General features: G+C 70.9%; 24 protein-coding genes. 12 read left to right on the top strand and 12 right to left on the bottom strand.

What is annotated here, in order from left to right:
- Positions 1-22 precede the first annotated feature (22 nt).
- Positions 23-1,120, bottom strand: coding sequence for a hypothetical protein (locus GA0070604_RS19490; protein WP_091120253.1), 1,098 nt, complete (start codon positions 1,118-1,120; stop codon positions 23-25).
- A 632-nt stretch (positions 1,121-1,752) separates the two neighbouring features.
- Between GA0070604_RS19490 and GA0070604_RS19495 the strand changes: the two genes are divergently transcribed.
- The 3 genes from GA0070604_RS19495 to GA0070604_RS19510 all read left to right on the top strand — a co-directional run bounded on the left by GA0070604_RS19495 (position 1,753) and on the right by GA0070604_RS19510 (position 4,146).
- Complete coding sequence (locus GA0070604_RS19495) at positions 1,753-2,280, top strand: hypothetical protein (RefSeq protein ID WP_091120258.1); 528 nt, start codon at positions 1,753-1,755, stop codon at positions 2,278-2,280.
- Positions 2,277-2,855, top strand: coding sequence for a thiamine pyrophosphate-dependent enzyme (locus GA0070604_RS19500; protein ID WP_167363525.1), 579 nt, complete (start codon positions 2,277-2,279; stop codon positions 2,853-2,855). The genes GA0070604_RS19495 and GA0070604_RS19500 overlap by 4 nt, the downstream gene beginning before the upstream one ends.
- Before the next feature lie 601 nt (positions 2,856-3,456).
- Complete coding sequence (locus GA0070604_RS19510) at positions 3,457-4,146, top strand: YqjF family protein (RefSeq protein ID WP_279615729.1); 690 nt, start codon at positions 3,457-3,459, stop codon at positions 4,144-4,146.
- Between the two features lie 97 nt (positions 4,147-4,243).
- On the opposite strand, the gene GA0070604_RS19515 is transcribed toward GA0070604_RS19510, so the two are convergent.
- Positions 4,244-4,738 carry a MarR family winged helix-turn-helix transcriptional regulator gene (locus GA0070604_RS19515; protein ID WP_091120267.1) on the bottom strand — a complete coding sequence of 165 codons (495 nt, stop codon included), beginning with the start codon at positions 4,736-4,738 and terminating at the stop codon, positions 4,244-4,246.
- A 109-nt stretch (positions 4,739-4,847) separates the two neighbouring features.
- Between GA0070604_RS19515 and GA0070604_RS19520 the strand changes: the two genes are divergently transcribed.
- Complete coding sequence (locus GA0070604_RS19520; protein ID WP_091127272.1) at positions 4,848-5,213, top strand: DoxX family protein; 366 nt, start codon at positions 4,848-4,850, stop codon at positions 5,211-5,213.
- Between the two features lie 122 nt (positions 5,214-5,335).
- Here the strand turns inward: GA0070604_RS19520 and GA0070604_RS19525 are convergent, their stop codons facing one another.
- The 4 genes from GA0070604_RS19525 to GA0070604_RS19540 all read right to left on the bottom strand — a co-directional run bounded on the left by GA0070604_RS19525 (position 5,336) and on the right by GA0070604_RS19540 (position 8,545).
- A complete protein-coding gene (locus tag GA0070604_RS19525; protein WP_091120271.1) occupies positions 5,336-6,202 on the bottom strand; it encodes a Rieske (2Fe-2S) protein in 867 nt (288 codons plus the stop codon).
- A gap of 164 nt (positions 6,203-6,366) precedes the next feature.
- Complete coding sequence (locus tag GA0070604_RS19530) at positions 6,367-7,746, bottom strand: MBL fold metallo-hydrolase (protein WP_091120275.1); 1,380 nt, start codon at positions 7,744-7,746, stop codon at positions 6,367-6,369.
- A gap of 116 nt (positions 7,747-7,862) precedes the next feature.
- Entirely contained in the window at positions 7,863-8,234 is a 372-nt protein-coding gene (locus GA0070604_RS19535) for a rhodanese-like domain-containing protein (RefSeq protein ID WP_091120278.1), read from the bottom strand.
- Positions 8,231-8,545 (bottom strand): rhodanese-like domain-containing protein, encoded by a 315-nt coding sequence (locus GA0070604_RS19540; RefSeq protein ID WP_091120281.1) that lies wholly within the window; start codon positions 8,543-8,545, stop codon positions 8,231-8,233. The genes GA0070604_RS19535 and GA0070604_RS19540 overlap by 4 nt, the downstream gene beginning before the upstream one ends.
- A 179-nt stretch (positions 8,546-8,724) precedes the next feature.
- Between GA0070604_RS19540 and trxA the strand changes: the two genes are divergently transcribed.
- Positions 8,725-9,093: a thioredoxin gene (gene trxA / locus GA0070604_RS19545; protein WP_091120284.1), complete on the top strand. Its 369-nt coding sequence runs from the start codon at positions 8,725-8,727 to the stop codon at positions 9,091-9,093.
- 48 nt (positions 9,094-9,141) lie between these two features.
- Here trxA and GA0070604_RS19550 read toward each other — a convergent pair whose 3' ends face one another.
- Positions 9,142-9,534, bottom strand: coding sequence for a DUF302 domain-containing protein (locus tag GA0070604_RS19550; protein ID WP_091120288.1), 393 nt, complete (start codon positions 9,532-9,534; stop codon positions 9,142-9,144).
- A gap of 238 nt (positions 9,535-9,772) precedes the next feature.
- Between GA0070604_RS19550 and GA0070604_RS19555 the strand changes: the two genes are divergently transcribed.
- From GA0070604_RS19555 to GA0070604_RS19565, 3 genes are all read left to right on the top strand, one after another.
- The gene (locus GA0070604_RS19555; RefSeq protein ID WP_091120292.1) at positions 9,773-11,173 is read left to right on the top strand and encodes an MBL fold metallo-hydrolase; all 1,401 of its coding nucleotides are present in this window, start codon (positions 9,773-9,775) and stop codon (positions 11,171-11,173) included.
- A gap of 124 nt (positions 11,174-11,297) precedes the next feature.
- Positions 11,298-11,516 (top strand): hypothetical protein, encoded by a 219-nt coding sequence (locus tag GA0070604_RS19560; protein WP_091127273.1) that lies wholly within the window; start codon positions 11,298-11,300, stop codon positions 11,514-11,516.
- Between the two features lie 180 nt (positions 11,517-11,696).
- Entirely contained in the window at positions 11,697-13,091 is a 1,395-nt protein-coding gene (locus GA0070604_RS19565) for a DEAD/DEAH box helicase (RefSeq protein ID WP_091120296.1), read from the top strand.
- A gap of 371 nt (positions 13,092-13,462) precedes the next feature.
- Here GA0070604_RS19565 and GA0070604_RS19570 read toward each other — a convergent pair whose 3' ends face one another.
- Positions 13,463-13,927 (bottom strand): MarR family winged helix-turn-helix transcriptional regulator, encoded by a 465-nt coding sequence (locus tag GA0070604_RS19570; RefSeq protein ID WP_091120300.1) that lies wholly within the window; start codon positions 13,925-13,927, stop codon positions 13,463-13,465.
- 97 nt (positions 13,928-14,024) lie between these two features.
- Here GA0070604_RS19570 and GA0070604_RS19575 point away from each other — a divergent pair, with 97 nt between their 5' ends.
- The 3 genes from GA0070604_RS19575 (at position 14,025) to GA0070604_RS19585 (ending at position 16,053) form a co-directional block, all read left to right on the top strand.
- Positions 14,025-14,495, top strand: a complete 471-nt coding sequence (locus GA0070604_RS19575) for a MarR family winged helix-turn-helix transcriptional regulator (RefSeq protein ID WP_091127274.1) — start codon at positions 14,025-14,027, stop codon at positions 14,493-14,495.
- A gap of 344 nt (positions 14,496-14,839) precedes the next feature.
- On the top strand, positions 14,840-15,238 hold the full coding sequence (locus GA0070604_RS19580; RefSeq protein WP_279615698.1) for a helix-turn-helix domain-containing protein: 399 nt from the start codon (positions 14,840-14,842) through the stop codon (positions 15,236-15,238).
- The gene (locus GA0070604_RS19585) at positions 15,235-16,053 is read left to right on the top strand and encodes a metallophosphoesterase family protein (protein ID WP_091120307.1); all 819 of its coding nucleotides are present in this window, start codon (positions 15,235-15,237) and stop codon (positions 16,051-16,053) included. Before GA0070604_RS19580 ends, GA0070604_RS19585 begins: the two co-directional genes overlap by 4 nt.
- Before the next feature lie 95 nt (positions 16,054-16,148).
- On the opposite strand, the gene GA0070604_RS19590 is transcribed toward GA0070604_RS19585, so the two are convergent.
- The 4 genes from GA0070604_RS19590 to GA0070604_RS19605 form a co-directional block, all read right to left on the bottom strand.
- On the bottom strand, positions 16,149-17,678 hold the full coding sequence (locus GA0070604_RS19590) for a hypothetical protein (RefSeq protein WP_091120311.1): 1,530 nt from the start codon (positions 17,676-17,678) through the stop codon (positions 16,149-16,151).
- Positions 17,675-18,553, bottom strand: coding sequence for an ABC transporter ATP-binding protein (locus GA0070604_RS19595; protein ID WP_091120315.1), 879 nt, complete (start codon positions 18,551-18,553; stop codon positions 17,675-17,677). Before GA0070604_RS19595 ends, GA0070604_RS19590 begins: the two co-directional genes overlap by 4 nt.
- Positions 18,553-19,278: a hypothetical protein gene (locus tag GA0070604_RS19600; protein WP_141721345.1), complete on the bottom strand. Its 726-nt coding sequence runs from the start codon at positions 19,276-19,278 to the stop codon at positions 18,553-18,555. The genes GA0070604_RS19595 and GA0070604_RS19600 overlap by 1 nt, the downstream gene beginning before the upstream one ends.
- Before the next feature lie 344 nt (positions 19,279-19,622).
- Positions 19,623-23,885 (bottom strand): FG-GAP repeat domain-containing protein, encoded by a 4,263-nt coding sequence (locus GA0070604_RS19605; protein WP_091120322.1) that lies wholly within the window; start codon positions 23,883-23,885, stop codon positions 19,623-19,625.
- A gap of 368 nt (positions 23,886-24,253) precedes the next feature.
- Between GA0070604_RS19605 and GA0070604_RS19610 the strand changes: the two genes are divergently transcribed.
- A complete protein-coding gene (locus GA0070604_RS19610) occupies positions 24,254-24,934 on the top strand; it encodes a lytic polysaccharide monooxygenase auxiliary activity family 9 protein (RefSeq protein ID WP_208602122.1) in 681 nt (226 codons plus the stop codon).
- Positions 24,935-25,197 lie beyond the last annotated feature (263 nt).

The following is a 25,197-nucleotide window of genomic DNA, read 5'->3' on the forward strand; positions in this document are numbered from 1 at the left end:
AGTCCATCTACGCTCATGCTCCTTAGGTTGCGCCTGTCCCGGGGGCTACGACCGAGGCCGCAGGTGCGAGTCGCAGCCGTTGTCGCAGCTCGGTCAGCCGCTCGGTCACCTCGTCGAGGGCGGCGACAGGCCATCCCGCCGCCAGTTCAGGCAGGTACGGCGCGAGCGCGTCGATCGCCCGCGGCGAGTGGCTGACCCGCCCGTCGACCACCTCCACGCCGTCGTCGCGGCCGACCCGCAGGTTCCACGCGACCGCGTCGGCCCGGGTGACCCCGGGCGGGAGGCGCAGCGTGACGGATCCGTCGGCCACGGTGACCGGGTATCCGCCGGGGAGCCCGAGCGGTCCGGGGAGGCTGGTGCGGACCTCGGCACCGGTGACGAGGGCGAGCAGCAGTCGGGCGGCGGCGTGTCCGGCGATGCCGTTGAGTTCGCGCCGATCCATCGCCCGCGCGGCGCGCAGGAGGCCGGTCACGTCGGGCAGTGGCTGCCCCTCGTACCAGGCCAGCGCCTCGTCGTCGGGGTGCCCGGGCGCGGACAGGTGGACGTGGTGGCCGAGCACGGCCAGGTGGTCCTGGTCCGGCAGGCCGATGGCGGCCTGAAGGCAGGCGGCGAGGGTCGACACGTTGCCGATGCCGCAGGTGACCGGGGCCTTGAGGGCGGTCAGGAGCGGGTTGACCACATCGGGAAAGCAGCCGTTGACGACGAGCGTCCGCGGGCTGGCCTGCGCGACGGCACGAGCGAGCCGGACGATCAGGGTGGCTTGCAGGGGCAGGGTGGCTCCGAAGCCCGCGCGCGCGATCAGGCTGGTCCACGCCGACGGCGCGGTGGTCCTCTCGTACGGGGATTGAGCCGACGCGCAGCAGACCAGCACGTCAGGTTGAAGCCGTGCCATCGCGTCGACCTCGTCGTGCAGTGACTCGGCCGCGAAGGTGACGCCGCCACCGGTCACCGCGGCGCGGATCTGGCATACGCCTGCGATGTCGCTCGCGGCGCTACCCCGCGCGAGCACGGTGACCCGGATCGGTGTCGCCGGTGCCGGTGAAGCGAGTGCCGCCAGCGAGTAGCACACGGAACGTGCCAGTGAACCACTGCCGACGACCGCGATGTGCGGATCGGTCATCGAGGCGATGACGGTGAGGCCGCTACGTGCGGCCGGTCGTTACTGACAAACACACGAAAGAATGGCATAGCGAATGCGGCCTCCCCCAAAGCCCAATCGGCGCACCTACCAGGCGCAGGTCGCCGAAACGGCCACCAATAGGGACAACACTCCCTAGTGGAGGCCGCTGGATGGTGATGATGCCACGAAGTTCCTGTCCCGGGTAGCCCACGGACCACATCGCCTTAACGGATGGTTGAGATCCGCCCAGACGTCATTTTTGCGACACATATTGGCATATTCAACTAGGCCATCGCCTTCCACCTGACATCGCCAGACACTCCACGATAATCATCAAATGTAAATATTTCCTGTTCACAATGTTCACGGGTTCGCGCCGCTGGCGGGGCCGCCGACACCACGGGTCGCCGGGCACGCCGGACCGCCACCTCGTCACCCCCAGAGCTGGACCGCGCCAGGCTCATCCGGCACCACATCGACGTCGTCCCCTGGCCGCCCGGTCGGTGAAGATCGGGGTAGGGTGCCGAGACGGCGGGCCGGAACATCTCGTCCGATCGCCCCGCCCGGATGAAGAATCCACAGCTCCCATACCCAGCTAGGGGCCACGAGCCGGGCCTGGATTGGATCGCCACATGACCTTGGAAGTGACCGCCGGCAATGGCCTCCAGGTGGCGAATGCGGTGGCGACAAGCCTGACGCAGCGCACTTCGGGACCCTTTTACTTCACACCGGACGGCCTACAGGCGCCATTGCTCGAACGACTCGCCGAGCTCGCCCCCACCCAGAATGTCGTTCGCGAGGACACCGCCGTGGCGATGGCGGCCGGAGCGTGCCTCGCCGGACGTACGCCGGTGGTGCTGATGCAGAACTCCGGCCTCGGGCAGAGCGTCAACGCCCTCGCCTCTCTGGTGCTCCCGTACCGGCTCGCCATGTTGCTCGTGATCGGAATGCGGGGAACGGACCTCGACACCACCGAGGAAAACCTGGTTATGGGAGCCATTACTGAGAAACTGCTAACCACAATGGGGATTCCGGCACACCAATGCGGTGAGTCGGATCCGGAAGGCGATGTGACGGCCGCGCTCGCCGACGTCGGCGCGGGACGAACCGCCGCGCTGTTGATCAGGCCTGGCCTGTTCGGATGGGGGGCCGCCAGGTGACGTCCAAGAGGCAGGCGATCGCGGCGATCCTCGATGCCGCCGGGTCCACCCCGGTTATCTGCACAACCGGATACACCTCCCGCATCGCGCAGAGTCTGGGCCATCGTCCCCACAACCTCTACATGACCGGGTCGATGGGGCTGGCGGCGGCGATCGGCGCCGGAATCGCGTCGGCCACCGGCCGACCGGCCATTGTGGTCGACGGGGACGGAAGTGTTCTCATGAACACCTCCGTGTTGTGCACGGTAGGCTCCATGCCGGACCTGCCCCTCACGCACATCGTCCTGGACGATGGCCAGTACGCATCCACGGGCGGACAGCCCACCTACTCCGAGCGCCACGACCTCGCCGGCATCGCGTCGGCGGCGGGCTATCGGTATGTCATGTCGACCAGTGAGCCGGCCGAGCTCACGGCGACGGTCGCGCGACGAACAGCGGGTGAGGCGGGTCCGTTGTTCGTGCATTGCCGGTTGTCGACATCTGTCGAGGACCCGGGACCGCGAATCGCGGAGGCGCTGCACGAGCATGCGGCTCGGTTCCGGCGAGCAGTGCTCGGTCAACCCGCTGCGGGGTGAACGGCAGACGGCCAGCACCCGGGCGGGCCGCCACACGCCGGGTGTGGCCGGACACCGTTAGCTCACCAGCGCCTGGGGGGGAGAGCTCCTTCAGCTTGGCGTTGGCCCATCGGGCCTGACGCAGCGTCTCGGGGTGACAGCGTTGGGCCAGAGCGAGCAGTCGCCGGTCCTTGGCCGCCTGAGCCGCCTGTCCGAGCAGTTCCCAGTCGAGGGAGACCCCGGAGGCGTCCCGGTAGAGCTTCCGCAGCTCGATCAGAAGGAGCAGCGCGGGCTCCGGCCGCCGCCGCAGCAACCTGGCCGTCTTCTGCCGCACCGTGACGAGCAGGCCGGGCTTTCCGTACATCCCATCTAGATGATCTTTACGCCTTATCCTCGGTTTCATCCCGTAAGCACGCGGTTCGCGCACGGGTGGCCTGGCCGGGCCCTAGGATCGGGTGCTGGTCGGGGTGATGCCGCCCGCGGAGCCGGGCCGGCTGCGGGGACGGCGCGTTGGTGCTCGACCAGGTGGGGAGTTCCACGGGTGCGGGTGACCCGCAGGTGATCCGCGCGGAGGGACGGACCGATGAAGGCTCCACCGTCGCCGAGGGTGACCCGGCCGGTGATGTATCACCGGTGGAATTGGATTACGTTCATCCACTGGCGCTATCCGCCCTCGGTACTGCAATCGATGTTGCCGTCCGGGCTCGTGGTGGAGACCTTTGACGGATCGGCCTGGGTCGGCCTGACGCCGTTCCTCATGCAGGGGCTCCGGGCACCGGCGCTACCTGCCGTACCGTGGTTGTCGGAGTTTCCCGAAACGAACGTTCGCACGTACGTGCGGGACCAGCAGGGCCGCGGTGGGATCTGGTTCCTGTCGTTGGACGCGGCGCGGCTGCCCGCGGTCCTGGCCGCCCGGTCGGGCTACTGGTTGCCCTACTTCTGGTCGGACATGTCGGTGCAGCTCATCGACAAGCAGGTCGCTTATCGCTGTCAGCGCCGCTGGCCCGGCCCTCGACGGCTGCGATGCGACGCCGATGTCAGGCTGGGCCCGCCCCTCGACGAGACGGCGCGCGACGAGTTGGCCCACTTCCTCACCGCCCGGTACCGACTGTTCACGGTCATCGCCGGCCGGCTCGCCACCGCCGAGGTGGAACACCCGGAGTGGCCGCTGCGCCGGGCCGAGTTGCTCCGGTTGGAGCAGGACCTGCTGACCGGGGCGGGTCTGGTGGCGCCCGACGGCGACCCCCTGCTGCACGCGTCCTCCGGCGTGCCGGTACGGGTAGGGATGTGGCATCGGCTGGACGGGCCGTGAGCCGGGACGGCAACTGAGGCTCCGGTCCCGAACCAGCGCGCCGATCAGGACCAGGGTTGGTCGTTGTTCCCACCCGGAACGCCCACCACGGCGATGCTCATCCAGGTTCGTGGTGAACGAGCAACTGCCTGAGCGCGGAGGCGATCGAGTCCCGCTGCTGTCCGCTGAGCGGTTCGAGAAATGCCTCGTTGGCGCCGATCAACTCCCGCAGCGCCTGCCCGGCGACCTCGCTGCCGCGCGAGGTGAGACGAACGAGCACCCCGCGCCGGTCGGCCGGATCGGGCGTACGGCGGATGAGCTCGGCTCGTTCGAGCCGGTCCAGCCGTGAGGTCATGGCCCCGGTGGTGATCAGCGAGGACCGGGCCAGGTCGCTCGGCTTGCTGCCCTGCTGGTCACCGACCCGGCGCAAGGTGTTCAGGACGTCGAAGTCGGCGATGCTCAGCCCGAACCGCTTCAGGACGGTGCCGACCATGCGTTCGTAGTAGCCGGCGCAGAGCAGCAGGCGCCCGGTGACCTCCAGTGAGCTGGAATCCAGCTGCGGGTCACGTTCTCGCCACGCCTGCACGATGCGGTCGACGGAGTCAGTCTCCACCTGGAGAAGGTTAGCTTGACATCAAGCGAAAGCGCAGTAGCCTGATATTAAGTTACTTAACATCAGGCTAATCGAAGGACGAACCCGCTACCCGATGGAGGAGGCCACGATGCTCGCCGCCTACGTCGCGGTCACCGTCTTGGCTGCGATCGCCTACACCTGCGCCGCCGTCCTGAACCTCACCCACAACAAGTCGGTGGCCGCGACCGCCGAGAGGCTGCGGGTGCCGGCATCGTGGCACGTCCCGCTGGGTCTCCTGCTCGCCGCCGGCTCGCTCGGACTGGTCGCCGGCTTCGCCGTTCCGGCGCTCGGAACGGCCGCAGCCTGCGGCCTGGTCCTGTACTTCCTGGGCGCAGCCGGCGCCCACATCCGGGCACGCGACACCCGGCTCCTCGCCTGGCTCAACTGGGCCGCGTTCTTCTCACTGTCGGTGGCCGCGCTGGTCGTGGGCCTGGCCCACCACGCTCCCTGGTGAAGGCGTTGGGCCGCCTGGGCCAGCGATGACCCGTCCGGCGAGCCCCGAGAGACCGCCGCGCGTACCCGTTCGCCGGCCTTCCAGCTCAATCCCCTGCGCTGGAGGCGTGCCACGCGACTCCGTCAGGGCAGTCTGGCCTCCAGCACACCGCCGACGACCCGCACCGGCAGGACCTGCTGGTCCGTGCTGGCCGGGCCGTGCACGACCTCGCCGTCCTTCAGTTGGAAGGTGCTGCCGTGCCAGGGGCAGACGACGCAGGGCTGGCCGTCGACCTGGATCACCTCGCCCTGGTCGAGCGGCCCGCTCTGGTGGGCGCAGCGGGCAAGCATCACGGTGATGTCGGTGCCGTCGCGGAAGACCACCACGGGCACGTCGTCGACCTGCCGGCTCAGCAGCCGGCCCTCGGGCAGCGAGTCGACCTCGGCCACCCGGCGCCACCCGTACTCGACCCGGTGCATGTCCGGGGCGCCCTGATTGACCTGCGCGGTCTGCTTGTAGACCAGGTGGCCGCCGAGGTAGCCGCCCGCGCTCACCGCCGCCAATCCGAACAACCCGAGCGTACGGCCGAGCCCGTGCCGTCCGCGCAACCGCGCGGCGAGCGAGCCCGCGTAGAGAGCCACCGCCAGGGTGTTCGTGGCGGCATGCACCAGGCCGACCCGCCGTTCCTCCTGCCAGAGCCACGACCAGTCGTTGATGCCGGTCAGCGCGGCGGGCAGCGCGCCCGCCGTGCCGGCCGCCACCAGCGTCGTCGCGGCCCGCTCCTGCCCGGGCGTCCGGCCCGGCATCAGGTCGAGGACGGCGCTGCTGATCCACGCGCCCATCGGAATCTGCACCAGCGCCGGATGCAACGGATGGCCCAGCCACACCCCGTGCAGAGCATCCTTGACCCGCTGCGGCCGCAACACCGACCACACCCTCGGCTGCAGCCGGTCCCCCACCCGATCCAGCGCGGACGCCCGCTCCAGCCTGTTCATCAACGCGGTACGCATGGCCGCCCCTACCCCATCGGCCGGCCCCCAAACGCCCGCCCGCTGAGTACGCGGCCGGGTCGGCCGGCTGCTGGGCGCGCTGGTCCGGCCGCAGGCGCGAATCCGGCACTCCCGGCAGGCGGGTGACCGGGGGCGGATTCCTCCGGTCACCCGCGACCCAGCGGTCAGACGGCCGCGTGCATCGCTTGCCAGGCGTTGTATCCACCGAGGAGGTCGGAGACGTCTGGGTGGCCGGTGTTGCGCAGGAGGCTGGCGGCGACGGAGGAGCGGTAGCCGCCGGCGCAGTGCACGACGATGGGTCGGTCGGTTGGTACCTCGTCGATCCGGCGGGTCAGTTCGGCGAGGGGGATGTGTAGTGACCCGTTGATGGCGCCGTGTTCGCGTTCGCTGTTGTTGCGGACGTCGAGCACTACCGGTGGTTCGGCGGTGTCGAGGGCGGTACGCAGGTCGTGGGGGGTGAGTCGGCTGGCGCGGGTCAGATCGGCGGCCATTTCCAGGAAGGCGGTCTCGGGTTCGGGTAGGTAGCCGGCCACCTGGTCGAAGCCGATGCGGGCGAGGCGTACGACGATTTCTTCCTCCCGGTCCTGGGGGGCGATCACGAGCACGGTGCGGTCCGGTGTGATCACGCTGCCGGCGGTTTCGGCGAACCGGCCGTCGGCGGGGATGTTGATCGCACCCCGCAGGTGGCCGGTGGCGAACTCCTGTGGGTCGCGGGCGTCGACGACCACGGCGCCCGCGGTTCGGGTGGCGGTGAAGTCGGTGGTGGTGAGTGGGTGTGCGGCGCGGTGGTGGTCGAACAGTTCGCGGGCCTTGCGGTTGAGCACGGCGTCGAAGGCGAAGTAGCCGGGCGCGGCGGGTTGCCCGCCGGTGACCAGGGAGATGAACTGTTCCTCGTTCATCGGGGCGCAGGCGTAGTTGGTGCGGCGCTGCTCGCCGATGGTGGACTGCCGCTCGGTGGACAGGTTCTTCCCGCAGGCCGAGCCCGCGCCGTGGGCGGGGAAGACCCGGACCTCGTCGGGCAGGCCCATCAGTTTGTGTTGCACGCTGTGGTAGAGCATCCGGCCCAACTCGTCGGCGGTGACGCCGAGCGAGGCAAGCAGGTCGGGGCGGCCGACGTCGCCGATGAACAGGGCGTCTCCGGTCATCACCCCGTACGGCACCGGGTCGTCGGCGTGCTCGTGTACGAGGATGCTGATCGATTCCGGGGTGTGGCCGGGGGTTTCCATGATCTGCAGGGTCACGTCGCCGAGGCTGATCCGTTCCCCGTCGTGCAGTTTGCGGATCGGGTACTCGGTCTCGGCGCGTTGTCCGTAGCCGATCCAGGCGCCGGTGGCCGCGGCGACCTCGAGGTGGCCGGCGAGGAAGTCGGCGTGGAAGTGGGTGTTGATCACGCCCTCGATGGTCAGGCCACGGGTGTGGGCGTCGGTGAGGTACTCGTCGATGTCGCGGCGTGGGTCGACCAGCACCGCCCGTCCGGTGCTCTCGTCGGCGATCAGGTACGAGGCCTGGGACAGGCAGTCCAGGTAGTACTGGGTGAACAACATGGTGGTGTGCTCCTTGGTAGTGATAGCTGGCGATGCCGCCACGATAGCGGATACCCCTGGGGGTATATTCCGGGCCGAAGGTCCCGTCCCTCCGGGACCCCCGACCCGGGGCGGACTCAAACCAACCGGCCGGGCCGGCCACCCTTGGCCTGCAGCGCGTAGCCGGCGTCCACCCAGGCCCGCATGCCGCCGGTCAGGTTGTGGACCTGACGGTGATCGCGGGCGAGCCTCGCGGCGGCCCGCCGCGAGCGCGCCCCGGACCGGCACACGGTCACGATCGGCCGGTCCGCCGGCAGCTCACCGATCCGATCCGCCAACTGGGCGAGCGGGATGTGCCGCGCCTGCGGCGCATGGCCGGCCCGCCATTCGGCCGGTTCCCGCACGTCCAGCAGCATTCCCCCGGCACCCACCAGGGCGGCCGCCCGCTCGGGCCCCACCGACGTGTAGCGGCCGCCGAGGAGCCGCTTCACCGCCTCGCCGAGCCTCATGCGCCCACCCCGGTCACGACCGGGCGGCCGCTACGGATCCACCCGCCGGTACCACCGCTGACCGAACGGGCGTCCACGCCGGCTCGGGCCAGGAACTGCGCGGCGGCCAGGCTCCGGTTGCCGCCGGCACAGATGACGTAGACGGGCCGGTTGCGGGGCAGGCCCCCGACCGCCGCGGGCAGCTCGGCCAGCGGCACCGACCGGGCACCGGGCACGTGCCCCTCGGCGTACTCGAACAGTTCCCGCACGTCCAGCACCACCGCGCCCTGGGCGTGCGCGGCGGCGAAGTCCATCAGGTTGACCTCTTGCATCCTTCCTCCTCAGCTCGCTGATACCCCCGGGGGTATCCGTATCGACTCTAACCCGTCCGAGGCACTTCGACATTCCGGCCAACGGGCCGGGCGGGCGTGACGGGGAGCACCAGGAATGGATACCCCCTGGGGTATGTTGTCGCGGACGTTGGAACGCCGTCGAGACACGGAGGTGGGACATGGCGAGCGTGACGCTGACCGCGGCGAACTTCGAGGAGACCGTGAGCCGGGACGGAATCGTGCTGGTCGACTTCTGGGCCAGTTGGTGCGGCCCCTGCCGCAGCTTCGCGCCGGTCTTCGAGAAGGCCAGCGGGCAACACCCGGACATCGTGTTCGGCAAGGTGGACACCGAGGCGGAGCAGAGCCTCGCCGCCGCCGCCCAGATCCGATCCATCCCGACGCTGATGGCGTTCCGGGACGGGGTACTGGTCTTCGCCCAGCCCGGCGCGCTGCCGGCCGCCGCGCTGGAGCAGGTGATCCAGGCCGTCCGCGACCTCGACATGGACGCGGTGCGCGCGAAGCTGACCGAGAGCGCGGCCGGCCGCTGACCTGGTGCCGACGGGGGGCGCGGACGGATGCCGCACCCCCCGTCGGCGTCAGCTCGACACGACGTCCAGCGCCGCCCGCAGCCGCGCGGCGGCCTCATCGGCGACCGCCCGCAACTCGGGCGCGTCGCTGAGCTGCACCATCACCTGCGGGTCCATGGCCTGCACCACCGTGCTGCCCGACCCTTCGGCCCGGACGACGACGTTGCACGGCAGGAGCAGTCCGATGGCCGGGTCCGCCTGCACCGCACGGTGCGCCAGGGGCGGGTTGCAGGCCCCGAGGATGACGTAGTCGGTCAGGTCGACGCCGAGCTTCTCGCGCAGCGTCGACCGCAGGTCGATCTCCGTCAGGACCCCGAAGCCCTGCTCCTTCAGCGCCGCCCGGACGCGCTCCACCGTCTGGGCGAACTCACCGCGCACCCGGACGGTCATCGCGTAGCTCATGTTCTCCTCCCTCAGTTGAGATGATGCCGACGGGAGGAGCCGGCCGGCGATGATTCGCGGATGCCGGACAAATCAGGCCAGGCCACGCTCGGAACAGCCCTTCCTCGCCCTGCCTGACCGAAGAATCCGCCGCCCGCGCCGCCTGATCCCCGCACCGGCAGGTAAATCCGCCTTACCAGGTCAAAGCCGGCCTCTCGCGTACCCTCGGGCGGATGGGACACGGAAGGGAGAACGCCACATGACACTGGACGTGTCGGTCATCGCGACGTCCTCGCTCGGCGATCGCAGCTACCTGGCCTCCGACGGGCAGGTGGCGGTCGTGGTCGATCCCCAGCGGGACATCGACCGGGTCCTGTACCTGGCCGGGACGCGGGGAGTCCGGATCACCCACGTGGTCGAGACGCATATCCACAACGACTACGTCTCCGGCGGGCTCGAACTGGCCCGGGTGACCGGCGCCCACTATCTGGTGGCCGGTGCCGACCAGGTCGACTTCGACCGGACGCCGGTCTCCGACGGCGATACGGTGCCCGTCTCGGACGGCCTGCGTCTGCGCGTGGTCGCCACCCCGGGCCACACCTTCCACCACCTGTCGTACGTCCTCGACGAAGCCACCGACGGTGACTGGCGACCGGCGGGTGTCTTCACCGGCGGGTCGCTGCTGTTCGGCACCACCGGGCGCACCGACCTGCTCGGCCAGGAGCACGCCCACGAGCTGGCCCGCCACCAGCACGCCTCCGCGCTCCGGCTGGCCGACCTGCTGCCCGACGGGACGCAGGTGTGGCCGACGCACGGCTTCGGCAGCTTCTGCTCGGCCAGCCAGGCCGACGCCTCCGACTCGACGTTGGGCCGGGAGAAGCAGGTCAACCCGGTGCTGCGGCTGGCCGCGGAGCAGTTCGTCACCGAGACCCTGGCCGGGCTGGACGCGTACCCGGCGTACTACGCCCACATGGGGGTGGCAAACTCCGCCGGTCCCGCCCCGGTCGACCTCACCCCGGTCGCCCGGGCGGACGCGGCGGAGCTGCGCGAGCGGATCGCCGCCGGCCAGTGGGTGGTGGACCTGCGCCACCGCAGGGCGTACGCGGCCTCGCACCTGGCCGGCACGGTCAGCCTCGGGCTCGACGGCCCGATGTCGACCTGGCTCGGCTGGCTGATCGACTGGGGCACACCGGTCACCCTGCTCGCGGAGACGCCGGCGCAGGTGGCCGACGCCCAGCGTGAGCTGGTCCGGATCGGCATCGACCGGCCGGCCGCGCGGGCCACCGGCGGGGCCGAGCAGTGGGCGGCCGAGCCCGGGCAGCTCCGGCAGCTGCGGATGGCCGACTTCGGCGCCCTCGCCGCCGCCCGCGCCGGGCAATCCCCGGCCGTCCTGCCCGACCCCGAGGTGGTCCTCGACGTACGGATGACCTACGAATGGCGCGGCGGCCACATCACGGACGCCGTGCACATCCCGCTGCCCGACCTGCCCGGGCGGCTCGCCGACGTGCCCGCCGGCACCGTCTGGGTGCACTGCGGCTCCGGCTACCGGGCCACCGCCGCCGCGTCGCTGCTGGCCAATGCCGGTCGCGAGGTCGTCGTCATCGACGACATGTTCGACCGGGCCGAGGCGGCGGGCGTCGCCATGACCGACGACACCTGACCCGTTTCCGAGGCCGGCCGGCGCCATCGAGCGTGTGCCGCGGGCGCTCGGCCACCTCCTCGACGTCGGAGATACCAAGATCGTCACCGTTCCGCACTGGGACCTGGTGCTATACGGTCTGGGGGTGAGAACCGAGCGTCACTGGTGGAATGGCGACCGCACCGTGCGAGGGCGTCGCGACGTGTACATCCGCACCGACGGCGAGTCGTGGGAGGTCGAGGCCCGAGCCGGCGGCGGCGCCGGCCGGTCGAAGATCCACCAGTGCCCGGGCCGGAAGTCGGCGGAGATCCTGGCCCAGGCATGGATGGACGGACAGAACCGGTGGCAGGTGGTGGCACCTTGATCGTCCGACGCCGATGCCCGTTGGCCGCCTGTCGGCTGGCGACGGGCTCCGGCAGCGGGTTCGAGTAAACTGACAGCACGGCCCGCCCAGCATGGCGGCCGGGTTCGATGTCCCACGCCACGCGCCGCGGTCGAAACGGTCAGCGCCGGGCGGGACGTCCCTTCGACGTTCGGAGCCTCTATGGCGGCACGCCGCCCGCGCCAGACCAACTCGTCCAACTCCCTGACCTTCGCCGACCTCGGCGTGCCCGACGCGCTCAACCGCGTGCTGGCCGCGGCCGGGGTGGACCGCCCGTTCCCGATCCAGGCCGCGACCCTGCCCGACGCGCTCGCCGGGCGGGACGTGCTCGGCCGGGGCCGCACCGGTTCGGGCAAGACCTATGCCTTTCTGCTGGCGGTGCTGACCCGCCTGGCCGCCACCGCCACGCCACGGCGGGCCGGGCGCCCCCGGGCGCTGATCCTGGTACCCACTCGTGAACTGGCCACCCAGATCGACAGCGTGATGGCGCCGCTGGCGCAGGCGCTGTCGCTACGCACGATGACCATCTTCGGTGGCGTCGCCGCCCGGCCCCAGATCGCCGGGCTGCGCGCCGGGGTCGACGTCCTGGTGGCCTGTCCGGGGCGGCTCGCCGACCACGTCGAGGCCGGTGACGCGCACCTGGACGCCGTCGAGATCACCGTGCTCGACGAGGCCGATCACATGGCCGACCTGGGCTTCCTGCCCACCGTACGGCGGCTGCTGGAGCAGACCCCGCGCGGCGGACAGCGGCTGCTGTTCTCCGCCACCCTGGACGCCGGCGTCGACGTCCTGGTGCGGCGGTTCCTCACCGATCCGGTCGTGCACAGCGTCGACTCGACGCTGTCGCCGGTCGCCGCGATGACGCACCACGTCCTGCACGTCCACGCCGACGACCGATTCGCCGTGCTGGTCGAGCTGACCGCCGCACCGGGCCGGGCCGTGGTCTTCACGCGCACGAAGCAGGGCGCGAAGCGGCTCACCCGCCGGCTGGTCGCGGCCGGCGTGACCGCTGTCGAACTGCATGGCAACCTGGCCCAGGCCGCGCGTACCAGGAACCTGCGGGCGTTCTCCGACGGGCAGGCGCACACGCTGGTCGCCACCGACATCGCCGCTCGGGGCATCCACATCGACGACGTGGCTCTGGTTGTGCACGCCGACCCGCCGGTGGAGCACAAGGCCTACCTGCACCGCTCGGGCCGTACCGCCCGGGCCGGCGCGGCCGGGACCGTCGTCACGCTGATGACCGACGGGCAGGTGCCCGAGGTACGGGAACTGACCCGCAAGGCGGGCGTCGCGGCCACCACCACCCGGCTGCGCCCGGGTGACGCGCTGCTGCGCCAGCTCGCCCCAGGGGAGCGGACGCTGGTCCCCCCGCCGGTACCGCAGTCCGCCGGCCCTCGAAACGAGGCGCAGTCCGCCCAGGGCGGCCGGGGCCGGCGCGGCGCCAAGCCGACGTCGACCGCGTCGAACGCGTCGGTACGATCCGTACCGGCCCGATCCGGTGCGGCGGCCTTTTCCGCCCGGGCCCGGCCGGGCACCCGCAGCGGTGGGCGCTGAACACGCGCTACCCGGCGGGGCCGAGGGGCGGCGCGGTTGAGGCTCGCAGCGCTCCGCTCCTGGCCTGGGTAAGGTCGCGATCGTTGGGGAACCGGCGTTCCGGCGGGCGCTTACGACGAACACGACGGTGAGGCCGGTGTCCCCGTTCCTTCGCCTCGGCGCCGCACGCCCAACGCCTCGCGGTTCCGGCTACGTGAGGTCGGAGCACGAGGGCGTGCCCTGTGCATCAGGTGGCGGGGTCGGGAGGCCGGATCCGGATGGACGCGACGTCGACGGCGCCCTGGCAGATGTGGCCGCGCACGTCGTACCGCGTGGCTACGGCTTCGGTGCTGGCGCGGCTCCCCGGCGTTTGAGCAGCCGGAGCGGGACGACTACTCATCCGTGATCGCCGCGATGTCATCGACGAAGCGGGTGAGCAGTCGGGCCAGGTCGGCGCAGTCCTCGGCCGACCAGTCGCGGAGCGCTTCGGCGATCACCTGCCGTCGGAAGTCGCGGATCTGCTTCACGGCTGCGTGTCCGTCGGGGGTGAGCGCGAGCAGCGAGCGACGACCGTCGGTCTGATCCGCCTCGCGGCGCAGCAGCCCGGCGTCAGCGGCCTGGGCGGCCAGCCGGCTGGCCCGGGGCTGGTCGACCGCCAGCGCCGTGGCCGCCTCGGTGACGGTCAGGGCGCGACCCAGCGCGGCGGCGTGCTCGGCCGCGTCGAGCAGTTGGAACACCGCGTCCGGCAGCGCCCCGACCCGGCCCGACCGGAGGCCGCGGCGCGCCGAGAGGCGCGCGAGGGAGTGCCTGCTCTGCTGGCGGCGCAGCGCAACCATGGCCCGCTCAACCGCCGCCATCTGTGCGCTCTCACGTGGGGAGTTGCCCATCACTCCGCCCTAGTCCATAGTAGATGACATGTATATGTAATTGTACATGCAGTTCGGGGAGGGCGACATGGACGCGACCGACAAGCCGATCGGCTACTGGCTCAAGCACCTGCACAACCTGATCGAGGCCCAGTTCGATCGGACGCTGGCCGACTTCGAGGTCAACCGCAGGCAGTGGCAGGTGCTGAACTCATTGAGCCGCGGGCCGCTCAGCCGCCCGGCGGCCGAGGCGGCACTCGCCCCGTTCTGGCGCAGCGGGCCCGGTGCGGACCGCGGCCCGGCGGAGCTCACGGCGATCCTCGCGGGGCCGACCGGCCTGATGACCCGCGGCTGGGTACGCGAGGCGAGCGAGACGGGCGTGCTCACTCTGACCGAGCACGGCACCGCGAGCCACGCCGCCGCCGCAGAGCGCGTCAGGAACCTGCGCGGTGCGCTCCTGAACGGTCTGAGTCCGGAGCAGTACGCGCAGACGGTGCGTACTCTCGCGGTCATGGCCGCGAACCTGGAGGCGGCGCTCGGCGAACACCCGCCGGCTTGACAGCAGGTCCGAATTCCGCGAGCACAGCCCTGAGGAGACAGTAGGAACAGGACGGCCCTGCCACCGCGACCTGCCGCCCCTTGAGGCCGTGGAGGTTGGCGTTCCGAGCAGTGTCACCGATGTTTCCTCTCGCGCAACTGTCGGCATCGGCACTCACCGCGGTCGCGACGCCGCGGGTCCGAGCAGGACGATGATTCGGTCTCCGCTGCACATCCGGCAGCACCGTTCGGCCCTGGCCGAAGGGTCCGGGTCAGGGACTGCGCCCGTCCGCGGCCTTTTCGTAGGGTCAGACGGAACCATGGCCGTTCCGGGCAGGGAGCGTGTTCAGTCAGGGAGGTCCATCAGTGCTCACGGTCGTCAGAACCGCGGACGCACCGGCAGCCGAACGACGCGAAGAGCTGCACCGGCTGTTCGCCGCGGAGCAGACCTCGGTGAGCGCCGGGATCCGCCGGCGACGTCTCGACCGTTGCCGTAGGGACCTCGCCGATCCGGCGCTGAGCGGACTGGCGGTCGGCACTGTCGGGGGCCGGTGGGGTCTGCCCGACTCCGCGCACTTCAGCCGGCTGTTCCGGGCCGCCTTCGGCGTACCACCCAGCGACTACCGGCGCATGTCGCTCAATCCTGTCGCCGCCAGTCAAGCTCTCGGCGCCCGCGTCCGTGCCCCGATGGTCGCGCGTGGTCACACTGAGGGTCACGAGAGCGGCCCGAGTGGTCGTCGCCGCCATGAGGATCGACCGCAATGACTGATCTCACCGTTGACGCCGCCTGGCACGCAGCCGCCGAGGGGGAAGGACCGGCGCCGCGATTCGGGCCAGTGGAGCGCCTCGCCGTGCTGTCCGACGTACACGCCAACGTGCCGGCGTTGTCGGCGGTACTCGACGAGCCCGAGGTGCGATCGGCGGACCTGGTCGTCTTCTGCGGCGACCTGACCTGGGGGTCGGAGCCGCAACGGACCGCCGAGATCGTCCAGGGGCTCGGAAGCCGGGCGGTGCTGGTGCGCGGCAACGCCGACCGCGCGGTGGTGGAGCTGGCGCGCGGCGGTCGAGCCGCCGCGTCGCCGCGCGACGACTGGATGCCCGCACAACACTCCCCCGCGACCGTCGACTGGCTGGCGGGGTTCCCGTTCACGGCGGTCATCGAGGTCACCGGACTCGGCGCGGTCCGGTTCTGCCACGGCTCGCCGCGCAGCGACACGGAACTCCTCACGCCCGGCACGCCACCCGAGCGGCTGGCGGAGATCCGTTCCGTGTTCGCCGAGCCGGTGCTCGTGAGCGGCCACTCACACATCCAGTTCGACCGGGTCGTGGCGGGCCTGCGTAACGTCAATCCGGGCAGCCTGGGCCTGCCCTACCACGATGGCGTGCCGGGCACCGCGTACTGGGCGCTGTTCGGTCCGGGCGTGCGGCTACGGAGGACCGGGTACGACCTGGCCGCCGCGATCGCGGGGTGCCACCGTGCCGGCGATCCGGCCGCGGACCGGATCGCCGGCCTGCTGACCGCGCCACCCACGGTCAGCGAGGTGACCGCCCATGCCGAGGGTCTGGTGTTCTCCGACTGACCCGGACGGTCGCGCCACCTGCGAGCTGCGTGACGCCAGTCGGATGCCCCATTCCGGGCGGAAACGCTGTGCCCCGCGCCCTCGGACCGCATGATCTATCGGCGGGCGTGGCGGATCGCGACGATGGAGATGCCCACCGCCAGCAGCAGTGCCGTGCCGGCGCTCACCAGGATCGGCGACGGTCCGCCGTCCAGTACGCCCAGGTAGTCGAGGCTGGCGATGTCGTTGACCACGGCGTACCACAGCAGCGGGTAGACAGCCTGGAAGAGCCGGTGCGTCTGGCTCAGTACGCCAAGTGCCAGCGCGAGCGCCGGGATGAAGGTCGCACCGGCCGCCCAGTCCGCCAGGTCGCCGCTGGCCGCCATCCGTACGCCGGGGCCCAGCCCGACCAGCGCGGTGAGCGCGACGCCGGCCAGCCATTGCGTGAGCGTGCGGCGGACGGGGGTGCGATAGGCGTCGAGCAACGCGTCGACGCCGTGCTCGCGGGCCTGGGTGCCGAGCCGCGACCAGATCAGCACCGGCCAGATCCACGCGGCGATCAGCAGCGGCCCCGAGGCGCTCGCGGGTAGGGCCGCGCCGATGACGACCAGCGCCGCGGCACCGAGCCACCACCACCAGGAGACGCTTCGGGTGAGGATGCGTAGCTCTCCGACGAGCAGGCGGCCGAAGGTGCGACCGTGCCGGGGCATGGTCCGAGGAGACGACAGCACGTACGCCGCAGGGGGTTCCGGTGCGGCGGGGGCGGCTGGTGCGGGCGCAGCGGACGCGACCGCGCGGGCTGGGTCGAACCGGCCGAACCAGATGGCCGGTAGCGCCGCGGCCGCGATGGCCAGCAGTACGAGGAGGGACCGTTGCCCCACGAAGCCGGCGGTGAAGTCCACGCCGGTCCAGACGATGGTGCGGGGTGGTTCGTCGAGGTACATCAGGCCCAGCGCGAATTCGGTGACCGCGATGCCGTGGGCAGCCAGTTCGTCGCGCATGGACTCGGCGAACACGTGCACGCCGAAGCCGCCCAGCGGGGCGTTGGCCGACTGCCCGGCGATCATCGCGGCCATCGACACGAAGAGCCAGACCACGTTTCCGAACCCGGTACGCAGCACCGGAAGCGTCTCGAACAGCACCGCGGCGGTCGCGGTGAGCGCCAGCGCCGGCACGGTGAACAGGGCGAACGGCAGCAGGAGAGCGACCGGGTCGACGGCGTGCGACTCGCCACGTGCCAACTGCATCACCACCGCCGTGCCGGCGAGCGCCGCCGCCATCGAGCCCAGCACCAGCAGGTTGCTGAGGAACTTGCCGACCAGGTAGCCGGAGACCCGAAGCGGTGTCGCGGCGAGCAGTTGCCCGACGCCGGTCTGCTCGTCGCGGGCGATCGCCGTCCGGATGACGTAGAAGCCGCCGGCGGACAGCCACAGCGCTCCGGCGAGCGCGGTGACCGTGCCGATGTAGGCGCTGTTGTAGGCGCCGCGGTACGCCCCCGAGTTGACGATCGTCCAATGGGTCTCCGGGGACGGCGCGGCCAGGTAGCCCAGACCGACGGCGGCCAGCAGGACCACCAGGTACCCCGGACGGCGCACCCGCTCGCGGAAGTCCGCGACGGCGAGCGCACCCAGTACGCGCGGCCTCATCGCGTCAGCTCCCGGACACCGCCGACCACCCCGAGGTAGGCGTCCTCAAGGTCGGGTGGCACCCGCGTCGCGTCCGGTCCGGGTTGGGTGGCCGACAGCAGTCGCAGGCGTACGCCGTCCGCGGTGCGGACCATCCGGCTGACCAGGTGTCGGGCCTGCGCCGCGGCGACCTCGTCCGGCCCGACGACCATCTCCCACACGTGTCCCGCCACGATGCGCAGCAGCTCCTCCGGGGTGCCGCGGCGCAGCAGCCGGCCCTGGGCCACGATGGCGATGTCCCCGGCCACCGACTCGATATCCGACACGATGTGGGTGGACAGCAGCACCAGCCGGTCGGCGGCCAGGTCGCTGAGCAGGTTGCGAAACCGCACCCGTTCCTGCGGGTCCAGCCCCGCGGTGGGCTCGTCGACGATGAGCACCCGCGGGTCGGCCAGCAGCGTCTGCGCGATGCCGACGCGGCGCAGCATGCCGCCTGAGTACTTGCCCAGCGGGCGCTTGGCCGCCTCGGTCAGGTTGACCAGCTCCAGTAGCTCGTCAACGCGGGCTCGGGCGGACCGGGCCGAGAGGCCCTTGACGGCCGCCAGGTATGACAGGAACTCGCGCGCGGTCAGGTTGGGGTAGACACCGAAATCCTGCGGCAGGTAGCCGAGCTGCCGGCGGAGCTCGTCCGGCTTGGCGACGACGTCGGTGCCGTCGAGAAGCATCTGCCCGCTCGTGGGCCTGGTGACCGTGGCGGCGATCCGCATCAGCGATGATTTGCCCGCACCGTTGGGGCCCAGCAGGCCGACCACACCGACGTCGAGTCGCATGGTCACCCGATCGACCGCCCGCTTCTGCCCCTTGTAGATCTTGGTGACGTCAATCAGCTCGAACATCAGCTCGCCTTCCGTACCTGGGCGGTGTGGCCCTCGCCGGCGGTGGCGGTGATGGTTCGCCTGCTGGTCGCATCGCTGGTCAGAGCGGGGCGGCCGGGGGCGGCGGTGACGCGGTAGGTCTCCGATCCAGCGGGCAGGGTGACCGCTACCGATCCGTCGGCCCGGGCGGCGACGCGTGTGGGCGGGCTGGCGAAGGCGAGTTCGACGCTCCGGCCGGTCGACGTGGCGGTGACGTCCGTCGAGCGTGCGCCGGTGACGTCGACGTTGTACTCGGCGCGCAGCCGCAGGACCCCGGTCGGGTCCTCGACCCGCAGCCAGGCATCGGTCACCGTCGCGGTGAGGTCGGCGTCGAGCCCGACGGCCCGTACCGGACCGTTGCTGTTCACCTCGACCGCGACGCCGGCCGGCACGCGCACGATGTGCCGGCCGCCGCAGTCCGGCACGAGACCACTGCACCTGACGCGCAACCGCAGTGTGCCGCCATCCATGGACCAGGAGGCGTTGTCGTCGATGGTGGCCTTGCCGGTCAGCGACCGCTGGACCTCGATCGTGGTGCCGGCACCGGCGACCAGGCGTAGGTCGGCGCCGTCGTTGTCGATGACCAGACGATCACCGGAGAGGTTGAACTCGCGCCGGTCGTCGCGGGCTTCGTTGATCGCTTTTATGTCGGCGCAGCCGGCAAGGGCCACAACGGCGGCAAAGGAGAGCAACGGCGCAATGCGCATGAACAGCTCCTGTCGGGTGCTATGGGATGCCCAGCACATCACCCGGCGCAGGCTCGGAGCACTACCACCAGACGCCCGAACAGAGGTAGTGCTGGGCATACCGCAGCCGGTCCGGACAGCGGGCAGCACCCACCGGTGCCTGTGGAGCGCCGGGCGCACGGACCCTCTCTCGGCACGGTTCGTACCGCGGTTCCCGCAGTTCCAGGGGCTGCTGTGGCGGATGCGCCGGCGCCTGGGCGAGTGGGCTGGAGGTGGCCGAGCTCTCCCACACCCTCATGCCCCGGGTACGTGAAATCGGGTGGGCCGCGACGCCGACCTCGGCGCCGCGGCCCACCCGGGCCGTGTTACCTGTGGATGACGACGCTGCCCTGGCTGATGGCCTGGGGGTTCGCGCTGTCGATATCGTCTGGCGCCCCGGGCACATTGTCGTAGACGACGTTGCCGGTGGCCGTCTCCCAGACCTTGATACGGAAGCGGTCGATGCCCCCGCCGCCCGGTGCCCGGCCGTCACCGACAGTCACGAGGAAGGCGTATCCGGCCTTGCCGTTGACGGTGCCCTCGCCTCGGTATTGCGCCCTGGCCCCCGTGACGACCAGCCACCGGTAGGCCGTACCGCTGAAGTGGAGGCCGCCGACGGCGAGTCGGAAGTCGGTCTCGCCCGACGGTATCGAGTCCCCCTTCTTGTATCGGGACACGAACCCGAACGTCGCCTTGCCGGTCGCCGTTGGCCCGGCGGGGTAGGCGCCCGCCGGTGAGGTGATCCATCCGCCTCCGGTGACGAACCCCGCCGTCGGGTCGTACACGACGATCTGCCGCGTGGCCTGACTGGCGGCGCCCTCGTCGTCGGTCACGGTGACCCGCACCGAGTAGACGCCGACCTCGAGGATCCGGCTCGCCGTACACGTGCCGGTGCCCGCCTGTTCCGCGACCGTGCCCGACACGGCGGGTATCGGCTGGTCGATGTCCCATTCGACGGTGCAGGTATGTGTGTCGAGCACGCCGGGGTCGGTGAACGAGGTCCGCACGGTGGCTGGTCCGACGGGCAGCAGGGCGTTCTCCGCCGGGGCGGTGATCGTCACCGAGGGCGCCTTGTTGCCCACGGTGACCGTGACGTCATCGCTGGTTGTGCCGTGGCGGGCGTCGGTCGCGGTGAGGCGGAAGCGGTAGGTGCCGCTCTCCAGCGCCTGGAACGACGGCCGTTCGGCCGGCCCGTCCAGCCGCACCGCCGCTCCGAACAGATGACTCGCCGGTTGCCTGACGACCGACCAGGAGAGGGTCACCAGGTCGCCGTCCGGGTCGGCGGTGCCCGAGGCGTCGAGGGTGACCGTGTCTCCCTCGGCGGCCGTCTGGTCCGGGCCCGCGTCGGCGACCGGTGGGGAGCCTGCGGGGATCGTTCGGCCCACCGTGACGAGGGTCTGCGCCGTGGCATGCGCTCCGTCGCGGTCGGTGGCGGTGACGGTGATCGTGTGGGTGCCGGCGGACAGCTGCCCGGGTGAGATGACGCTGCCGGTCCCGAGGTCGCCGTCGATGTTCGATGACCAACTGACCTCGTTGTCGCTCAGGGTGCCCTGCTCGAGGTCGCCTGTGGTTGCGGCCAGCGTCACCGTCTGCCCCTGGGCGAAGGCGGCGCCGCGTAGCGGGGCGGTGATTCGGACGGTGGGCGTCTTGCCGCCCACCGTCAGCGCCCCGCTTGTGGCGTCGGCGGTGTTCACCCCGTCGGTGACCCGGACCCGCAGCCGGCCGGTCGCGGCGCCGCCCGTTCCGGGCAGCACCGAGGCGTCCACGGTGTACGAACCGCCGGACAGGCCCGACGCGACGACGGTCCAGTTCTGGCCGTCATCGCCGCTGTAGAGCAGGCTGGCGGTCACCGGGTCGCCGTCGGGATCGGATGCCGTCCACGACACGGGCACCGGGCCGCTGGCGGGCAGGGTCTCGGGCAGCGGGTCTCCGGCGAGGGAGGCCGTCGGTCGGCCGGCGCTCACCGCGAGGGAGGCGAGCTGGTCCCCCGTCGCGGTGTCGATCAACGCCACCCGCCGGGTGCCGGGCGCGAAGTCGACGATCTCCCCGAAGCCGAGTCCCAGCGTCGCCTCCCCGGCGGGCCGGGGCGTGAACGCGTACTCCGCGAGGGTGGCGCCGTCGGCGTCGAGCAGCCGGAACGCGTACGGACCAGGTTGGCGGGTGGGCAGGTACGCGCACTGCGGGATCCGCTGCCCGGTCAGGGTGGCCGTCTCCGCCGCCGGATCGATGGTGCCGGAAAGTGCGAGGAAGTCACCGGTGGGGTCGGCGGCGGGGAACGCGCTCTGGATGCGCGCCCGCCACGCCTCGTAGGTGGCGTCGGACGGCCACCGGTCGTGGCAGTAGCTCATGGTGTCACCCACGACCGGGTCACCGTCGGGGGCCCAGACCACCCGCTGCGGCAGGCCGAGCGATGCGTCGCCCTGGTCGAACCCGGCGAAGGACGGAGCGGTCGGGTCGGGGCCGCCGATGGAGCCTCCGGGGTACGGGAACCAGGGGGGACTCGGGGTCGCCTCGTCGTTGGGGTCGGGTGTGCACTGGACGTGATAGCGGCCGAGGAGGTGCCCCACCTCGTGCGACGCCGTGTCCACGTCCTGCCCGGACACCGCCACCCAGCCCGGAATGTCCTCCGCGAGACCGCCCATCATCCGACGGTCCACCAGCACGACGTAGATGACCCCGGGCCGGCGTGTCCCGGCGGTGTTCTGGCTGTACCGCTCCAGGACCGAGCTGGCGTCGTTGCCCCGCGGGTACCAGGTGCCGTCCTCGCCGATCCAGAAGTACGGGTAGTCGTCGCGGTGCTCGGACCGGTTGACGACGATCCGCGATGCCGGCAGCGTCCGGCGCAGCAGCGACTCCACCTGGTCCAGCCGCGAGTCGGGTGGAAGCACCCACTGGCCGTTCCTCTTGTAGCCGAACTTCACCAGCTCGACCTTCACCGGGTTCGATCCGTTGAAATGGACGGTCTCCGTACGGACGTTGTCGGCGTATCCGGGCTCGGGGACCCGGTGGTCCGGGTTGACCTCCAGCCGCAGGGTGAGGTCCCCCGCGCTCGTCCACTCCAGGGGCAGTTCGAAGAAGAAGCCACCGTCAAGCTGGTTTCGGCGCAGGTTGGGCTCGGGGACGAGCGCACCGCCGGGGTTCGACGGGCGCACCGGCACTCCGACCGGGGTGCCGTCGGGCCGGAAGGCCTGGAGGGTGGCGGTGACCGCGGGACTGGCGACCGACGTGCCGACGTAGGCGCGCACGATCGTGCGCCGGTCGGCGATCAGGTCGACGGAGTTCGCCAGGTCCTGGATGACCTGCGTGACCTCCATGCCCTTGACGGTGAGGTTCGGTTCGGGCGCGGTGCAGCCGTTGAGGTAGGTACGCACCGTGCCGTCGACCTCGTCGGCGACCACGATGTCCAGCGACTGGTTGTTGTCGAAGCGACCGACCGCCGCCTGCACCGGCCGGCTCCCGGCGGTGAGGGTCAGCGGCGCACTGAAGGTGCCGTCGCCGTTGCCCGGGTAGACGTACACCGCGTGCGAGCCGGCGCCGACGACGACCAGGTCCGGCTTGCCGTCCACGTTGAGGTCCGCGACGTCGACGTCGTGGGGCACCTCGCGATCGGGCGTCAGCGGGGCGAGGTCCAGCGGAGAGAGCTCGGTGAGGAGGTTCCCGAAGCCTGCCGATGCGGTCCGGTCCTGCGGGTCGTGCGAGCCGCGCCACAGCCGCACCTTGTCATCGTTGGGGAAAGCCACCGCGACGTCGAGGTTCCCGTCGAGGTCGAAGTCGGCCAGCGCCGGCCTCCACGCCTCGCCCAGGCCGTTCAGCCGGGTCGCCGAGCCGAGGTTGTTGCGAAACACGGTGACGGACTTCTCGTTGAAGCTGCTGACCACGTAGTCGGGCACGCCGTTGCCGGTCAGGTCGCCCGCCGCCAGATACTTGGGCGCGGCGAACAGGCGCGGGTGGCTGATCAGGAGACGGTCGTCGAACGAGCCCGCGCTGTTGAGGTTACGGAAGATCTTCAGCTCGTCGGCCGCCGGATCGAGAGCAGCGATGTCCGACCGCAGGTCGCGGTTGGCGTCGATCACGGCGACGTCCGGCACGTTCCGGCCGTCGAGGAGCAGCCCGCCGGGCCCGTAGCTCACCTCGCCGCCGGCGGCGCCGAACCAGAGACTGACACCGTCGGTAGTCGCAGCGGCGAAGTCCGGCTCCGTGTCGTCGTTGAAGAACCCGACCGCGATGGCGTTCGGTGATCCGGACGTCGGATACACCTCGGGCGGCGAGTCCGGACCGAGGCCGGGCCAGAAGCCGCCAGTGCCGCTCGCGATGAGCTGCCGTACGTTTCCATCCCCGGACGCGTCGGCGATGAGCAGGTCGTCAAAGCCGTTGTGGTTGCTGTCGGCCACCTCGATATCCCGTGGCTGCCCTGCCGCCGCCGTCACCGGGCCCGCGGTGAACCCGAGTGTGTCGCACCCCGCCGCCCGCGCCGGTGACGCCGGTATCGCCACCATGGTCACGGCCGGCGCTACCAGCACCGCCGCCACCACCCCGGCACAGCCGGTCCGCCGCGCGTGTCGCTGCCCCCGGAACCAACGATTCCTCATCCCCCCACCTCTCGGCGGCGCGTCGGCACCCGACCTGACCGCCCATCAACCGAATGGATCCGCGGCGACGGTAGTGAACACGGGGGGTGACCAACAGTCGCACAGCTGACCACTGTCAGTTAGCCGACGAGGTCGCCGCTCGCTCCCGGCCGGCGGCGTCCCGGAGCACCCATCCCCGCCGAGCCCATAGATCATCCATACGCGGTCGGCGCGCTGATCGATAGGCGGCAAACCGCACCTGACGGCGGCTCCGGTCGACTCGACCCAGATCAAGTAATAGACGATTATTGATATGTACGTCTGTAAATGCAATACTGATGGAAGCGCTCCCACGGCGATCACCAGTAACGAGGAATGGAGGATGCACCGTGCGTTCACCGAAGCTCGATCAATCTGCCCGGCGATCCCGATCAGCCGTCCGCCAGCCCGCTCGAGCGCTCGTCCTGCTGCTCACCATGCTGGTCGGCATCCTGCCCTGGAGCGGCGTGGCCCAGGCCCACGGCACCATCGTCAGCCCGCCGACCCGCGCCTACAAGTGCTGGCAGACCTGGGGAAACAACCACATGGACCCGGCCATGCAGCAACAGGACCCCATGTGCTGGCAGGCGTTCCAGGCCAACGCCGACACCATGTGGAACTGGATGAGCGCGCTGCGGGACGGCCTCGGCGGGCAATTCCAGGCCCGTACCCCCGACGGGCAGTTGTGCAGCAACGCCCTCTCGAGGAACGACAGCCTGAACCGGCCCGGCGCATGGAAGACGAGCAACGTCAGCCGCAACTTCTCGATCCAACTGTACGATCAGGCCAGCCATGGTGCTGACTTCTTCCGGGTCTACGTCAGCAAGAACGGGTTCAACCCGACCACCCAGAGCCTCGGTTGGGGGAACCTCGACTTCATCACGCAGACCGGGCGCTACGCGCCGGCACAGAACATCACGTTCAACATTTCGACCTCCGGATACACCGGACACCACATTCTCTTTGTCATCTGGCAGGCATCGCACCAGGACCAGACCTACATGTGGTGCAGCGACGTGAACTTCGTCTGATCGGCACGACCGCAGCCGCGGCACTGCTCCGGCCCAGGGCGTTCGCGTCCTGGGCCGGGTTGACGAACAGCGCCGGTTGGAGGACACGGCGGTCGCTGACCACGTCGGGTGGCAGATGTCCCTCGACGTCACCGGGGTTCGGGAGGACGGCGACCGGACCGGGGCCAGCCGATCAAGCTGGTCGGACTATTGCCGGGACCCATTCACGGGCGTAGGAAGGACACGCGCCGCCCCCGGGCCCGTCCCGCTACCGCCGGCGCCCG

Source organism: Micromonospora eburnea, from assembly GCF_900090225.1.
Taxonomy (GTDB): Bacteria; Actinomycetota; Actinomycetes; order Mycobacteriales; family Micromonosporaceae; genus Micromonospora; species Micromonospora eburnea.